The organism is Acinetobacter sp. N1-1 (assembly GCF_056711485.1).
On sequence record NZ_JBWXUO010000012.1, the window covers coordinates 883,220 to 898,448 of the forward strand.

General features: G+C 39.5%; 11 protein-coding genes, 2 tRNA genes and 2 rRNA genes. 11 read left to right on the forward strand and 4 right to left on the reverse strand.

Translation table 11 applies throughout. The annotated features are described in order from the left end of the window. Positions 1 to 18 precede the first annotated feature (18 nt). From AC1MPL_RS04480 to AC1MPL_RS04520, 9 genes are all read left to right on the forward strand, one after another. A tRNA-Ile gene (locus tag AC1MPL_RS04480) sits at positions 19 to 95 on the forward strand. Between the two features lie 41 nt (positions 96 to 136). Continuing rightward, positions 137 to 212, forward strand: a tRNA-Ala gene (locus AC1MPL_RS04485). Positions 213 to 582: 370 nt separating this feature from the next. Beyond that, positions 583 to 3,475 (forward strand): 23S ribosomal RNA (locus AC1MPL_RS04490). Between the two features lie 149 nt (positions 3,476 to 3,624). Beyond that, a 5S ribosomal RNA gene (gene rrf / locus AC1MPL_RS04495) occupies positions 3,625 to 3,739 on the forward strand. Between the two features lie 231 nt (positions 3,740 to 3,970). Further along, the gene (locus AC1MPL_RS04500) at positions 3,971 to 4,792 is read left to right on the forward strand and encodes an ABC transporter ATP-binding protein (protein WP_479764533.1); all 822 of its coding nucleotides are present in this window, start codon (positions 3,971 to 3,973) and stop codon (positions 4,790 to 4,792) included. Then, positions 4,789 to 5,565 (forward strand): lipid asymmetry maintenance ABC transporter permease subunit MlaE, encoded by a 777-nt coding sequence (gene mlaE / locus AC1MPL_RS04505; RefSeq protein WP_479764535.1) that lies wholly within the window; start codon positions 4,789 to 4,791, stop codon positions 5,563 to 5,565. Before AC1MPL_RS04500 ends, mlaE begins: the two co-directional genes overlap by 4 nt. Continuing rightward, positions 5,565 to 6,242, forward strand: a complete 678-nt coding sequence (mlaD, locus tag AC1MPL_RS04510; RefSeq protein ID WP_479764537.1) for an outer membrane lipid asymmetry maintenance protein MlaD — start codon at positions 5,565 to 5,567, stop codon at positions 6,240 to 6,242. The genes mlaE and mlaD overlap by 1 nt, the downstream gene beginning before the upstream one ends. A 20-nt stretch (positions 6,243 to 6,262) precedes the next feature. Then, a complete protein-coding gene (locus tag AC1MPL_RS04515) occupies positions 6,263 to 6,886 on the forward strand; it encodes an MlaC/ttg2D family ABC transporter substrate-binding protein (RefSeq protein WP_479764539.1) in 624 nt (207 codons plus the stop codon). Between the two features lie 20 nt (positions 6,887 to 6,906). Beyond that, positions 6,907 to 7,200, forward strand: coding sequence for an STAS domain-containing protein (locus AC1MPL_RS04520; protein ID WP_479764541.1), 294 nt, complete (start codon positions 6,907 to 6,909; stop codon positions 7,198 to 7,200). Positions 7,201 to 7,238: 38 nt separating this feature from the next. Here AC1MPL_RS04520 and AC1MPL_RS04525 read toward each other — a convergent pair whose 3' ends face one another. Then, complete coding sequence (locus AC1MPL_RS04525; RefSeq protein ID WP_479764543.1) at positions 7,239 to 8,249, reverse strand: CorA family divalent cation transporter; 1,011 nt, start codon at positions 8,247 to 8,249, stop codon at positions 7,239 to 7,241. Between the two features lie 155 nt (positions 8,250 to 8,404). Here AC1MPL_RS04525 and AC1MPL_RS04530 point away from each other — a divergent pair, with 155 nt between their 5' ends. Next, positions 8,405 to 8,974: an LOG family protein gene (locus AC1MPL_RS04530; protein WP_479764545.1), complete on the forward strand. Its 570-nt coding sequence runs from the start codon at positions 8,405 to 8,407 to the stop codon at positions 8,972 to 8,974. A 5-nt stretch (positions 8,975 to 8,979) separates the two neighbouring features. On the opposite strand, the gene AC1MPL_RS04535 is transcribed toward AC1MPL_RS04530, so the two are convergent. Then, positions 8,980 to 9,594, reverse strand: coding sequence for a ComF family protein (locus AC1MPL_RS04535; protein WP_479766148.1), 615 nt, complete (start codon positions 9,592 to 9,594; stop codon positions 8,980 to 8,982). Then, positions 9,581 to 11,626 (reverse strand): ATP-dependent DNA helicase RecG, encoded by a 2,046-nt coding sequence (gene recG / locus AC1MPL_RS04540; RefSeq protein ID WP_479764547.1) that lies wholly within the window; start codon positions 11,624 to 11,626, stop codon positions 9,581 to 9,583. The genes AC1MPL_RS04535 and recG overlap by 14 nt, the downstream gene beginning before the upstream one ends. Positions 11,627 to 11,644: 18 nt before the next feature. Here recG and AC1MPL_RS04545 point away from each other — a divergent pair, with 18 nt between their 5' ends. After that, positions 11,645 to 12,448 (forward strand): NAD-dependent epimerase/dehydratase family protein, encoded by an 804-nt coding sequence (locus AC1MPL_RS04545; protein ID WP_479764549.1) that lies wholly within the window; start codon positions 11,645 to 11,647, stop codon positions 12,446 to 12,448. Between the two features lie 45 nt (positions 12,449 to 12,493). On the opposite strand, the gene plsB is transcribed toward AC1MPL_RS04545, so the two are convergent. Beyond that, positions 12,494 to 15,058 carry a glycerol-3-phosphate 1-O-acyltransferase PlsB gene (gene plsB / locus AC1MPL_RS04550; protein WP_479764550.1) on the reverse strand — a complete coding sequence of 855 codons (2,565 nt, stop codon included), beginning with the start codon at positions 15,056 to 15,058 and terminating at the stop codon, positions 12,494 to 12,496. Between the last annotated feature and the right edge of the window lie 171 nt (positions 15,059 to 15,229).

Below are 15,229 nucleotides of genomic sequence, written 5' to 3' on the forward strand. Positions count from 1 at the left end.
CTTCGGTATATTATCTGAGGGTCTGTAGCTCAGTTGGTTAGAGCACACGCTTGATAAGCGTGGGGTCACAAGTTCAAGTCTTGTCAGACCCACCAAAGACTAGAAGATAATGTACAATTCGAAATGATTTTAAGCTGGGGACTTAGCTTAGTTGGTAGAGCGCCTGCTTTGCACGCAGGAGGTCAGGAGTTCGACTCTCCTAGTCTCCACCATGATTTTAATCAGATTGATATTTCAATTTAATTAAAGTTAAGCTAATAAATAAGCAAACAGCTTATTTGCTTATAGAGCTTAATAGAAAGATTGTATATAATATGCGACCTTGATATTAACCTCTGTGAGTAATCACAGTACATGACCTGACGAAGGCATGTTAAATCATTAACAGATTATTCAATTTGAGTCTGAAATAAAATTGTTCACTCATACATTTTGAAGCGTTTTAATTGAAATTTTAACTAATTTAGATTGAGACAAATTGAAATGAGATGAGAACTAGCAAATTAACTGAATCAAGCGTTTTGGTATGAGATTGAAGCTGTACACCTTGAAGTTCGCGTAAGCGACTGTTTGGGGTTGTATAGTCAAGTAATTAAGTGCATGTGGTGGATGCCTTGGCAGTCAGAGGCGATGAAAGACGTAATAGCCTGCGATAAGCTCCGGGGAGGCGGCAAATATCCTATGATCCGGAGATTTCTGAATGGGGGAACCCACTTACCATAAGGTAGGTATCAATAACTGAATACATAGGTTGTTGAGGCGAACGAGGGGAAGTGAAACATCTCAGTACCCTTAGGAAAAGAAATCAATTGAGATTCCGTCAGTAGCGGCGAGCGAACGCGGATCAGCCCATTAAGTTATCTAAGTTTTAGTGGAACACTCTGGGAAGTGTGACTATAAAGGGTGATAGTCCCGTACACGAAAGGGCTTAGATAATGATATCGAGTAGGGCGAGGCACGTGAAACCTTGTCTGAATATGGGGGGACCATCCTCCAAGGCTAAATACTCCTGACTGACCGATAGTGAACCAGTACCGTGAGGGAAAGGCGAAAAGAACCCCTGTGAGGGGAGTGAAATAGATCCTGAAACCGCATGCATACAAGCAGTGGGAGCATACTTTGTTATGTGACTGCGTACCTTTTGTATAATGGGTCAGCGACTTATATTCAGTAGCGAGGTTAACCGTATAGGGGAGCCGTAGAGAAATCGAGTCTTAATAGGGCGTTTAGTTGCTGGGTATAGACCCGAAACCAGGCGATCTATCCATGAGCAGGTTGAAGGTTGGGTAACACTAACTGGAGGACCGAACCCACTGTCGTTGAAAAGCCAGGGGATGACTTGTGGATAGGGGTGAAAGGCTAATCAAGCCTGGTGATAGCTGGTTCTCCCCGAAAGCTATTTAGGTAGCGCCTCGGACGAATACCATAGGGGGTAGAGCACTGTTTCGGCTAGGGGGTCATCCCGACTTACCAAACCGATGCAAACTCCGAATACCTATGAGTACTATCCGGGAGACAGACTGCGGGTGCTAACGTCCGTAGTCAAGAGGAAAACAATCCAGACCGCCAGCTAAGGCCCCAAAATCATAGTTAAGTGGGAAACGATGTGGGAAGGCATAGACAGCTAGGAGGTTGGCTTAGAAGCAGCCACCCTTTAAAGAAAGCGTAATAGCTCACTAGTCGAGTCGGCCTGCGCGGAAGATGTAACGGGGCTAAAACTATGTGCCGAAGCTGCGGATTTACGCATTAGCGTAAGTGGTAGGGGAGCGTTCTGTAAGCCGATGAAGGTGTGTTGAGAAGCATGCTGGAGGTATCAGAAGTGCGAATGCTGACGTGAGTAACGATAAAACGGGTGAAAAACCCGTTCGCCGAAAGACCAAGGGTTCCAGTCCAACGTTAATCGGGGCTGGGTGAGTCGACCCCTAAGGCGAGGCCGAAAGGCGTAGTCGATGGGAAAATGGTTAATATTCCATTACTTCTGTGTAATGCGATGAGAGGACGGAGAAGGTTAAGTCAGCCTGGCGTTGGTTGTCCAGGTGAAAGACAGTAGGCATGCATCTTAGGCAAATCCGGGGTGCTCTATGCTGAGAGTCGATAGCAAGTAGGTTTACCTACGAAGTGGCTGATACCATACTTCCAAGAAAAGTCTCTAAGCTTCAGTTACACAGGAATCGTACCCGAAACCGACACAGGTGGTCAGGTCGAGTAGACCAAGGCGCTTGAGAGAACTCTGCTGAAGGAACTAGGCAAAATGGTACCGTAACTTCGGGAGAAGGTACGCTGCTGATGGTGATGGAACTTGCTTCCTGAGCTGTCGGCAGCCTCAGAAACCAGGCCGCTGCAACTGTTTATTAAAAACATAGCACTCTGCAAACACGAAAGTGGACGTATAGGGTGTGATGCCTGCCCGGTGCTGGAAGGTTAATTGATGGGGTTAGCGTAAGCGAAGCTCTTGATCGAAGCCCCAGTAAACGGCGGCCGTAACTATAACGGTCCTAAGGTAGCGAAATTCCTTGTCGGGTAAGTTCCGACCTGCACGAATGGCATAATGATGGCGGCGCTGTCTCCAGCAGAGGCTCAGTGAAATCGAAATCGCGGTGAAGATGCCGTGTACCCGTGGCTAGACGGAAAGACCCCGTGAACCTTTACTGCAGCTTGACATTGAACTTTGACCTTACTTGTGTAGGATAGGTGGGAGGCTTTGAAGTAGTAACGCCAGTTACTATGGAGCCATCCTTGAAATACCACCCTGGTAATGTTGAGGTTCTAACTCTGACCCATAATCTGGGTCGAGGACCATGTCTGGTGGGTAGTTTGACTGGGGCGGTCTCCTCCTAAAGAGTAACGGAGGAGTACGAAGGTGCGCTCAGCGTGGTCGGAAATCACGCGTAGAGTATAAAGGCAAAAGCGCGCTTAACTGCGAGACCAACAAGTCGAGCAGGTACGAAAGTAGGTCTTAGTGATCCGGTGGTTCTGTATGGAAGGGCCATCGCTCAACGGATAAAAGGTACTCTGGGGATAACAGGCTGATACCGCCCAAGAGTTCATATCGACGGCGGTGTTTGGCACCTCGATGTCGGCTCATCTCATCCTGGGGCTGAAGCAGGTCCCAAGGGTATGGCTGTTCGCCATTTAAAGAGGTACGCGAGCTGGGTTTAGAACGTCGTGAGACAGTTCGGTCCCTATCTACCATGGGCGTTGGAAATTTGAGAGGATCTGCTCCTAGTACGAGAGGACCAGAGTGGACGAACCTCTGGTGTACCGGTTGTGACGCCAGTCGCATCGCCGGGTAGCTATGTTCGGAAGGGATAACCGCTGAAAGCATCTAAGCGGGAAGCCTACCTCAAGATTAGATTTCCCTGTGATTTTATGTCACCTAAAGAGCCGTTCAAGACTAGGACGTTGATAGGTTGGATGTGGAAGTGTAGTGATACATGAAGCTGACCAATACTAATTGCTCGTGAGGCTTGACTATACAACACCCAAACAGTTGTATTTCTCTTCAAATAGCTTGATTTAGTAATAAACCTAGTTACAATACAGACCAATTGAATAACCTGTTAAGCCAAATTTGGTTGAACATAGGCAATAATATAAGACCTAACCGTTCTCCATAACAGTTATGCTGGCGACAATAGCGAGAGTGAACCACCTGATCCCTTCCCGAACTCAGAAGTGAAACCTCTTAGCGCTGATGGTAGTGTGGGGTTACCCATGTGAGAGTAAGTCATCGCCAGCATCTAATTCTAAAGCCTCCCATTAGGGAGGCTTTTTTTATGCAGAAATAAAATCATATATTTATTAAAGACAATATTTTTCGTATAATCAACTAAATTTAATAAATCATTCATTTTATTTTATATTTGCAAAATTATAATAGTTTGCAGTTAAAAAGAAATAGATAAGTTCTTTCTAATTTATTAATCTAACTTTTAAATTAATGGCGGTAAGTAGGAAATGAACACTTATCATGGATAATAAAACTTTCAAGATAAATACTCCTAATTTGATTGAAGTTAAAGGTCTAAGCTTTAACCGAAATGAAAGAGTCATTTATAACAATATCGATTTATGTATCCGTAAAGGTCAAGTGACAGCAATTATGGGGCCATCAGGTACAGGGAAGACGACATTGCTACGTTTGATTGGTGGCCAGTTGTCTCCTGAGAAAGGGACTATTTTGCTAGATGGTCATGATATGTCTAAAATGAGTAGACATGAGCTGTTTGCAGCACGGGCTAAAATGGGAATGCTATTCCAAAGTGGTGCCTTATTTACAGATATGTCGGTATATGAAAATGTTGCTTTTCCTATAAGAGCACATACTCAGTTACCGGAAAATCTTATTGCTGAATTGGTCTCACTAAAGTTAGAGTCAGTTGGTTTAAGTGGGACGGAGTCACTGATGCCTTCTGAGTTGTCAGGCGGTATGAATAGGCGTGTTGCTTTGGCTAGGGCAATTGCATTAGATCCTGAATTAATTATGTATGATGAGCCATTTGCAGGACAAGACCCTATAGTTATGGGTGTCTTAACTAGGCTTATTCGTTCATTAAGAGATGCTTTAGATTTGACAACAATTATCGTGTCACATGATGTTGCTGAAACAATGTCTATTGCAGATTATGTTTATATTGTTGCAGATGGAAAAGTGCAAGGTGAGGGAACCCCTGAGCAATTACGTCAGCACAGCTCCACATTTGTACAGCAATTTCTAAATGGTGATGTAAAAGGTTCTATCGATTTCCAATTTAGTCAAAAGAAATATCTAAGCCATGAGGTTAGCCAATGAATGCTATAGCCTTATTAGGCAGAAGAGTAATTAATAGTGTACATGGTATTGGTGTGGCAACAATATTATTGATACAGATTATATGCTCATTACCAACACGCCTAGGATTTAAGCTTTTCATCTATCAGATGTATAGAGTAGGTGTTTTATCATTATTAATTATTGCAGTATCTGGTCTGTTTATTGGTTTAGTTATTGGCCTACAAGGATATACAATTTTAGTAAATGTAGGTAGTGAATCCATGTTAGGTACCATGGTGGCACTAACTTTATTGAGAGAGTTAGCCCCTGTCGTTGCTGCATTATTATTTGCTGGTCGTGCTGGATCTGCTTTAGCTGCTGAAATAGGTTTAATGAAAGCCACAGAACAACTATCTAGCATGGAAATGATAGGTGTTGATCCACTAAAGCGAATAGTTTCTCCACGCCTTTGGGCAGGTATTGTGAGCTTACCAATGCTGACGGTAATATTTGCTGCAATTGGTATCTTTGGTGGGAAGTTAGTGGGTGTAGACTTTTTAGGTGTAGATGAAGGGTCTTTTTGGAGTGGCATGCAAGGTGCTGTTCAATTTAAACATGATGTACTCAATGGTATTTTTAAAAGTATCTGCTTTGCTATTATTTGTACTTGGATTGCTGTTTATCAAGGATATGCATGTAATCCAACATCAGAAGGTATTGCAACTGCAACAACAAGAACAGTTGTTTATTCTTCATTATGTGTTTTAGGTTTTGATTTTGTGTTGACTGCGGTCATGTTTGGAGGCGTTTGATGAAATCACGTGCAAGTGAATTGACCGTAGGTATTTTTGTTCTGATATTCGGTGCAGCACTTTTCTTTTTAGCAATGAAAGTGAGTGGTTTATCTGGCAACACTTTAAGCTCAGGTTATCAAATGACAGCTACATTTGATAATGTAAATGGATTGAAGCCACGTGCGAAAGTTACTATGAGTGGGGTTACGGTTGGGCGTGTTGACTCAATTACTCTTGATCCTATTTCTAGATTGGCAAAAGTCACATTTGATTTAGATGGTAAATTAACAACTTTTACGCCGAGTGAGTTACAAACTGTTGAAAAAGATTCAATAGAAGAACTTAAATACAGCGATGATTATCAACAAGCGGATGCTGCGAAACGAAAAGTAATGGAACAACAACTATTAGATAATATGAAATCTATTACTAATATTGATTCTGATGCTTATATTATGGTTGCAACAAATGGTTTACTTGGTGAAAAGTATTTGAAAATTGTTCCAGGTGGCGGTATTAGCTACTTAAAACGTGGAGCAAGTATTAATAATACACAGGGTACAATGGATTTAGAAGATTTGATTAGTAAGTTTGTAACAGGTATGGGAGGTAGCAATAAATCAGCTTCTGCTACTACTCAGCCAGCAAGTACGTCGCAAAATGGTAATTCAAATCAACCATCATTTACAGAATAAATCTCAAATTGGAGAGTATGATGAAAACGTTATTAAAACAAACAATGATGGCAGGTGTTGTTGCAACAATGATTGGTTCAGCAGTTGCTGCACCTGCACAAGCACCTTCAGATTTTATTAAATCTGTTGCAGATGGCTTAATTGGAAAATTAAAAGCTGAACATAATCATTTAAATAATTCTGCTACAATTAATGCAATTGTGAAGCAAAATTTAGAACCATATGTGGATGCACAAGCATTTACACGTATTGTAATGGGAACGTATGCTTCCCCTCAAAGCAGTACGCCACAGCAACGAGCAGCATTTGAGTCTAATTTACGTCAAAGTCTAATTCAAAACTATGGTACTGCTTTGGCTAAGTATTCAAATCAAGGTTATGAGATTCGTCCTTATCGACCTTCTGCTGGTGCATATCAAGTGGTAACACTAGATTTTATTAGTCAGGGACAAAAGACACCTGTTGCTTTCCAATTGGCAGACCATGGCTCAGAATGGAAAATTCGTAATATGAATGTTGCAGGAATTGATTTAGGTTTACAGTTTAGAAATCAGTTTGCTTCTACCGTACAGCGTAATGGCGGTAATTTAGATAAAGCAATTGCAACATTTAAACCTGATGCTAATGCGGCAACTAATAAATAGTTTAATAAGGAAAGACTTCAGTGGATATACAGTTTAAAGATCAACAGTTAATATTGTCAGGAACAATTGACTTTAACAATGCCGAAACTGTATATAAACAAGGTTTATCTTTTATTATTAAAAACCAGCAAGATAAGATAATTGTGAACCTTTCAAAGTTACAGCATGGAAGTACGTTAGCACTTGCAGTTTTTGTGCAATGGCTCCGACATACACCTCAGAATCAAGGACTACTCTTTAAGGCTGTACCTGAAAAAATGCTCAAGATTATTCAATCTTGCCATCTTGAAAAAGAACTTAGCTTTGTTGATTAATTATTTATAAAAAGAAGCATCTTAGAGATGCTTCTTTTTTAGATCCATTTTTTCCATTTAAAGTAGAAGTAGGGTCCAATAAATGAAACTGCTAAAAAGCCACCCACAATAATAAGACTAATATGGCTATGCGCATACGGTAGTTCTTCAATATTCATCCCATATACGCTTGAAATGAGCATTGGTGGTGCAAGCATACTTGGTAAGATAGAGAAGCGACGAATCGTATCATTTTGCTCAGTATTAATGAAACCCGATGTTGTATCCATGAGAAAGCGTACTTTTTGGAATAAAAAAGCATTATGTTCGATAAGAGATCGAACATCTTCACTCATTTCTCTTATCTCTGCATCATAGATATGGCTTCCTAATGCTCGAGGGCGTGAGAGAAAAGTTAAAATTCTACGCAAGTCAATAAGACAGAGTTGTGCTTTACCAAGCATATCTTCTTGTTGTGCAAGGCGCGTCACCATATCATCCAAATCTAGATTTTTCTCTCGATTATGGTTGTTGAGTACATCTGTTGAGTACTTCTCTAAGTCTTTATGAATATCTTCTAAAATATCAGCCAACTCATCAAGTTTTGCTTCGAACAAACCGAGTAAGATCCAAATAGGATCTTGATAATCTATATCGTAATCATTTCTTCGTGCACGTGAACGAAAAGCACGAAAAGCTAGTAATTTTTCACCTCTTAATGTGATGAGTTTATCTTTTTTTAGAATGAATGCAACAGTTTGAACTGTTGCTAAGATACTTTCATCCTCGTGTTCACTATCTGCTTGATAATTTTTATTTTTGGTTAGGAAATAAGTACTGATGTGTAGAATTCCATCATCATCTCGATAAAATCGTGCAGATGAAGAAATATCTTCTAAAGATTTAAGTGTTGGTAGGTTCTGATGGTATGCATCAACAACCCATTGTTGTTCTTCTTGAGAAGGTGCAATTAAATCAATCCAAACCAAGTCTTGATGTAAGTCGAAGCTACCATTAATAGTCGCATCTTCTAAACTACCACGCGCTGTGGCATAAAAAGCTTCAAGCATTGAAGTCTTTCTCCCTTAGATTAGGACAGAGTTAAAACAATGTGTGTATTTTAGACAAGGAATATAATAAAAACACAACTAACTTTAGTTTTTTTAGAAAAAAAAGTATTTTAGATTATATTTAGTACATTATGATGAATAAAAAGGACAATAGAGTGAATTCAATAGCTATTTTTTGTGGTTCAAAAGCAGGGAACGCATCAATTTTTGTAGAGCAAGCGCAAAAAGTAGGAAATTATTTAGCAGAGCAGGGAAAAACGATTGTTTATGGTGGTGGGCGAACAGGTTTGATGGGAGTCATTGCGGACAGCGCATTACAAGCAGGTGGTAAAGTTATCGGTGTAATTCCTACAACTTTGGTTGATCGTGAGCTTGCACATCCACAGCTAACGGAATTACATGTTGTAGATACTATGCATGAGCGTAAGGCAAAAATGGCAGAACTGGCTGATGGTTTTATTGCATTGCCTGGCGGAGCTGGAACATTAGAGGAAATTTTTGAGCAATGGACTTGGGCTCAATTGGGTATTCATTTAAAACCATGCGCATTTTTAAATGTCGATGATTTTTATACGCCTCTTTTTGATATGATTCGTAGAACTGTAGAAACAGGTTTTACACAAGCTAGATTTGCAGAGCAGTTATTTCAGTCAGAATCAGTTGAGGACATATTACATCAGTTTGAATCTTATCAAGCACCTGAACCTAAATGGGGTGTGCAGTAGTTAAATTAGGCGCTTGCGATGCAAAATGCTTCTACATGATGACAACCCAACGTATGTAGTTTTTGCTTGAGTGCCAAAATAGAGCCTCCCGTTGTAATAACATCATCGACAATAAGGACTTTTCTATAGCATATTGCATTTCGTGGTGCAGGTTGAAACTGAGCGTCAATATCTATTAATCGTTCTACGCGAGAAAGTCCTTTTTGGCTTTGCTCATGGTTTCTTTTAATTGGCATCCAAATTGGGATTTTGTATTGTGCAGATAAAAGTTGTGCGATTAAATAAGCTTGATTATATCCCCGTTGATGTAGCCGTGATTTTGAAATAGGCATTGGGACAATCGCTTGAAAGGTTTTAGGTAAGTCAATTTGTTTGCAAATTTGTTTGAATATATCGATGTAATGTAGCTCCTGATTGTATTTAAATTTGTGAATAATTCGGTCTAATGGAAATTGATATGGTGCAGCGACAAGAATGGAGACTTCTTGTTTTATAATATATTTAGGATTGATTTTAAGCTGTTCCCAACAAGTTATACATAAAGGTTGTATATTTTCTAGATTGAACTCACCACAGAGGTAACAGGGCTTAAGTCGTTTGAATAAACTAAACATAAGCATATCTTGGAGCATGTGGGAGCCAGCGATTTAACAAAGCCTCCGCTTTTTCTTTGTCTTTTTGCAAAACTTCTTGTGCTACATAATGCGCTTGATTGAGTAGATGTGCATCTCTTTCTAAATTTGCTACACGAAACCCCATATCTCCTGTTTGTTTTGTTCCTAGAAGTTCTCCCGGTCCTCGAATTTCTAGATCTTTTTCTGCAATGACAAAGCCATCGTTACTTTCTCTTAATGTAGATAATCGTTCATGACCATTTTGGGATAATGGGGTTTTGTAAAGTAGTGCACAGAAACTCGCTTGTGCACCACGTCCAACACGACCACGTAGTTGGTGTAGCTGAGAAAGTCCAAGCCTTTCAGCATTTTCAATGACCATAATGGTTGCATTAGGAACATCCACACCGACCTCAATAACAGTGGTCGCAATGAGTAGCTGAAGTTGATTATCTTTAAATGCTTGCATTACCGCCTGCTTTTCTGTGGCTTTCATTTTTCCATGGACTAGACCAATGGCGAGAGTCGGAAACTTTTCTTGAATTTCGATATATGTGGCTTCGGCAGCTTGGGCATCTAAAGTTTCTGATTGTTCGACAAGGGTGCATACCCAATATGCTTGTTTGCCTGTTAAACAATTATTTGCAATACGTTGTAATACCTCCTCACGCCGCTCTAGTGGAATAGTAACGGTTTGAATAGGTGTACGACCAGGAGGTAATTCATCGATAATAGATGTATCTAAGTCACCATAAGCACTCATAGCCAATGTGCGGGGAATAGGTGTTGCAGTCATGACCAATTGGTGTGGTGTCGTGCCCTTATAACCTTTATCTCGTAATGCAAGGCGTTGATCTACACCAAAACGATGTTGCTCATCGATAATAACTAAGCCTAGTTTTGCAAAGTGAACACTTTCTTGGAATATGGCATGTGTACCTACAATAATTTGTGCTTCACCCTCGGCAATAGATTCTTCCGTAGAAATGCGTTTTTTACCTTTTTGTTTTCCTGAGAGCCAAGCAACTTGCTTACCTAAAGGCTCAAACCACTTTTTAAAATTAAGATAATGTTGTTCTGCTAAAATTTCGGTAGGTGCCATGAGTGCAATTTGCCATTTCGACTCTAAGGCATGGCATGCTGCAAGAGCCGAAACTAGGGTTTTACCTGCACCTACATCACCTTGTACCAAACGTAACATGGGTTTGCTTTGGGAGAGATCTTGAAGAATTTCTTGAGATACTCTTTGCTGTGCACCCGTGGGTGAAAAGGGAAGTGATGAAATTAATTTAGGTGCTAAAGAGATGCTTTGCTTAAAAGCGGGTGCTTTCACTTGTTGAATATATGCACGCCGTGTAAGTAAGCTAATTTGATGTGCAATTAATTCTTCAAAAATAAGCCTTTGCTGTGCTGGGTGCGTTCCTTGTGTAAGTTGCTGCATATTTGCACTTAAAGGAGGCTCATGAATATAGTCTAGGGCATCTTTTAAAGAATAATTATGTGTAAATTTTGAGGGTAATAATTCGGGAAGTTGATGACTATGGTACGCTCTCGCTTGTTGAATATATTCACGTAATTTGGGTTGAGTGAGTCCATCTGTGCTTGGGTAGATTGCGGTGAGGCGAATATTTTGTGGTGGTCGATATCCATCAGCTTTTTGGATTTCAGGGTGATAAAGCTCTAAACCACGTGCACCAAGTCGAACTTCACCAAATATGCGAACACGGTGATGGGGCTGTAAGCGATCTGTAAGTGATTTATAAATATGGTAAAAACGCAAAGTTACTTTACCAAAGTCATCTGCAACTGAAACAGCCATCGACTTTCTTTTACCCGGTGGGAAGTCAACTGATTGTACTTCACCTTCAAGCAAGTAGCTTCGACCAACATGAATTTGATTCATTGGTACAATGGTGCTGCGGTCTTCATAATCTCGTGGTAGATGAAATAATAAATCATCTGTGGTAAAGATATGAAGTTTTTCAAGTAGTGCACTGGCAGCACGACCAATGCCTTTTATCTCATGAATTAAAGCCATCTCAACTCAGGTAATATCATGCATATTTTATTTATTGGTTATGGTAAAACATCAAAGCGTATTGCAAAACAACTATTTGCACAAGGTCATCAAATTACAGCCATAAGTACGACAAAGAAGGCAGATACAGAAGTTCATCATTTACAACAAGATGTACATATACTTAGTTTAAAAGATGTTAAGGATGTTGATATTGCCTATGTATTACTTAGCCCAGAAGAAAGTACAGTAGAAGGGTATCAAAAGACGTATGTCGATACCATTGCACCAATTGTAAAAGCACTGCAGTCACATCCTATAAAAAGATTATTTATTGTTTCTTCCACCCGAGTTTATGGTGTAAATGATGGGCAAGAAGTAAATGATTTAACACTGCCTAAACCTAATGATGAGAAAGGTAAAATATTAAAAAAGATGGAGCAACTTTACCAAAGTGCTTATCCTCAGCAGACTGTTCTGATTCGTCCTTCAGGGATTTATGGGGATAGTGCTACACGTATGGTTACGCTAGCGAGAAAAACAACGAGTTATAGTAAATGCCATTGGAGTAACCGCATTCATATTGATGATTTAGCCAGTTTTTTAGCTTTTTTAGCGGAAAAAGATGTGGTGGAAAAGATCTATATTGTCAGTAATTCAAAACCTTACCCATTGCATGAAGTGATTCAGTGGTTTCAAAAGCAACTTCATTTACCTTTATTGAAGTATGAACCATTAACGGTTTCAGGTAAGAAAATTTATGCAACAGCATTACAAGCTTCAGGCTTTCAGTTAGTACATCAAAACTTTTTTCAAGACTATGAAAACTTGTTAAAAAAATAGGTATGACGATGCATACCTATTTTTTATGTTTCTCGTGTAAACCTATTATTTTTTTGCTTTACGTTTTAGACGACGTTTTGCATTTTGTGCGGCTAGTGCATCGAGTGCTTCTTTCAGTTCTTCATCACTAAATTGTGTAATGTGCTGAAGCATTTGTAGGGTTGCATCATCAAGTACAAGATTTGCATATTGCGCAACATTGGTTAGATACTCATCAAATTCAATAAATCCTTTCTCATTGGTGCGTATATAGTCTTTCTGATTCAGTACTTTTAAGAAGCCTTGGAAAAGTGATTTATCAAAAAACTCAGGTGAGTTATATTCATGTAAAACAGAGAAGCGTTGACCAAGTAGGTAGCTTAGATCTTCTACTTGTTTTGCTGAAATATTACCTGAACCACGTTGTGTAATAATCGCTAATGTCATGTAGTAGCGTTCTAGGCTTTGTTTAACAGATGCGCCTAAAATAACAAGCTGGTTGTGTGCAATCGTATTGGGTTGTGGGCTATAAAGGATGTTCTCTTCATTAAGAATGAGTTGAGCATCTGTAAGCGCATCAATATATTGCTCAATTGCAGGTTTAAGTGTGTTTCCATCCCATTTCATAAATAGTTCAGCTTTTAGGAAAGGGTAGAGCATACTAATTACATTGACTAAATCTTTACGACCAATTTTGCCATTTAACTCGACAAGTGATGCAATGAGAGATGGTAAAATAAATGAGTGTAAGATGTTGTTACGGAAGTATGTTAGTAGAACGGCTTGATTGTCTTCAATCGCAATAATATCGCCAAGCGCATGTTGCACACGTTTGAGTAGTTTTAGCTTGATTCCGTGTTGAATAATTTCTTTACCTGATAATGAAGTGACTTCTGTACGGTCATCATAAGGTAAGTGTGTTGCTAAATTACGATAAGTATCAAGCTGTTTAATAAATAGCTCTTCATCAAGCGTATGTTTTTCAGTTGCAAGCAAAATAAGAGAAATAAGAGAAACAGGGTTAATGACTGCCGCATTATTAATTTTCTCTAAAATTTCATAGGCTGAACTTGTAATCGCCGTTGAAACTTCAGGTGGAATTGGATCGTCATTTTTTTCAATTGTAATCTGATCTGCTTGATGTGCTTTTAGTACATCATCTAAGAAAACTGGTTCACCAAAGTTTAAGTGAACTTTACCAAAAATACGCTCGATTTTACGTAATGTTTTGACTAGACCTAAGACCGATTCAGCTTCTTTAGGGTTGCCTTGTAATTCTCCAATATATGTCGAACCCTCCATAAGGCGTTCATAACCAATATAGGTAGGAATAAATACAATTGGTTTATTCTTTCCTTTGTTACGGAGGTGGCTATGTACGGTCATGGCAAGCATACCCGTTTTAGGTGGCAATAAGCGTCCTGTACGTGAGCGACCACCTTCAATAAAATACTCTAAAGGTGTATTGCGCGAAACGATGCTGTAAAGATATTCTTTAAAAACAGATGTATATAAACCATTTCCGCGGAAAGATCGGCGAATAAAGAAAGCGCCACCACCGCGAAGGAATTGACCTACTAAAGGTAAGTTCAAGTTATCGCCCGCAGCAATATATGGCACCATCAATCCACGTCTGTGAATAATGTATGACAAGAGGAGATAGTCGATATGGCTACGGTGACAAGGGGTGTATACGACTTCGTAGTCCTTGGCAAGTTCACGGACAGTATTAAAGTTATGAACCTCTACGCCGTCATAGAGTTGTGTCCATAGACGTGTAAGAGCCATATCTGCAAAACGCACAGTTGAATAAGAGTAATCAGAAACAATTTCATTAATATAGCCAACTGCGCGTCTTTCTGCTTCAAATAAGCTAATTTTACTTCTTAGACTTTCTCGACGAATAGAATCTTGAATGTTGGTTGATTTGATAATTGACTGAATTACATTGCGACGGTCAGATAAATCGGGACCTAGAACAGCTTCACGTTGGCGGTCTAAATACTGGTGAAGGTGATGTACAATATATGTACTTGGTGCAAGGTTTGTGTTTTGTTCTTTTGCCGTTTGAATGAGCGCTTTAAGCGATTGTTGAGGGTGAAATTCTAAGAAAGACTGACGGCCATGTACACCAATATTTACAAGTTGTTTAAACTTGCTTGGCGTTGCCCAAGTATCTGTAAATAGAAGTTTAAGCAGAGAATCTTCTTTGTCTGGCGCACGCCCCCATAAAACAGTGACAGGAATAAGTTGAATATCTGCTTCGGGATGCTTTTCTAAAAACTCGACAAGGTGAACCAGTTTAGGTGGAAGTGAGTGTTTATTATCTGTTGTGTAGGTAGTTTCTTTTTGCTGTAAAAAAAATACGGACGTTTTCTCACTTAACTCATTCAATTGTAATGGTTCTAATGCTGGGTGTAACCCTAAACGACGTGTTTCACCATCAATAACGAGCGCATTACTGCGTGAGTAGGTTTGTAAAACGTAGCATACTGCCTGAGGAGAGACAGGGGCTTCAGCTTGTGTTTTAGTCACGGATGGAACTTCGCCAAGAACACGTGGCTTCACCACAAGATCAAGTACTTTACTTGATAATCTGCGATAGACCTGACCAAAGCTATTCTTGGACATAAAGACTCCTAGTTAAACACCACTTATAAAAGATAATAATATTAGAAAGTGGCGAATTTTATGGTATAGAAAATTTGGATGAGCAATTTTAACCAAAAATTGGCATTTTAGGACAATTAAAGTTGAAAAAAGCATTTTTTATTCAATAAAACGATGATTTTTGCCATTTTC

Coding starts and splice junctions, on each gene's coding strand:
- AC1MPL_RS04500 (WP_479764533.1), top strand. CDS start 3,971: ATGGATAATAAAACTTTCAAGATAAATACTCCTAATTTGATTGAAGTT.
- mlaE (WP_479764535.1), top strand. CDS start 4,789: ATGAATGCTATAGCCTTATTAGGCAGAAGAGTAATTAATAGTGTACAT.
- mlaD (WP_479764537.1), top strand. CDS start 5,565: ATGAAATCACGTGCAAGTGAATTGACCGTAGGTATTTTTGTTCTGATA.
- AC1MPL_RS04515 (WP_479764539.1), top strand. CDS start 6,263: ATGAAAACGTTATTAAAACAAACAATGATGGCAGGTGTTGTTGCAACA.
- AC1MPL_RS04525 (WP_479764543.1), bottom strand. CDS start 8,249: ATGCTTGAAGCTTTTTATGCCACAGCGCGTGGTAGTTTAGAAGATGCG.
- AC1MPL_RS04535 (WP_479766148.1), bottom strand. CDS start 9,594: ATGCTTATGTTTAGTTTATTCAAACGACTTAAGCCCTGTTACCTCTGT.
- recG (WP_479764547.1), bottom strand. CDS start 11,626: ATGGCTTTAATTCATGAGATAAAAGGCATTGGTCGTGCTGCCAGTGCA.
- AC1MPL_RS04545 (WP_479764549.1), top strand. CDS start 11,645: ATGCATATTTTATTTATTGGTTATGGTAAAACATCAAAGCGTATTGCA.
- plsB (WP_479764550.1), bottom strand. CDS start 15,058: ATGTCCAAGAATAGCTTTGGTCAGGTCTATCGCAGATTATCAAGTAAA.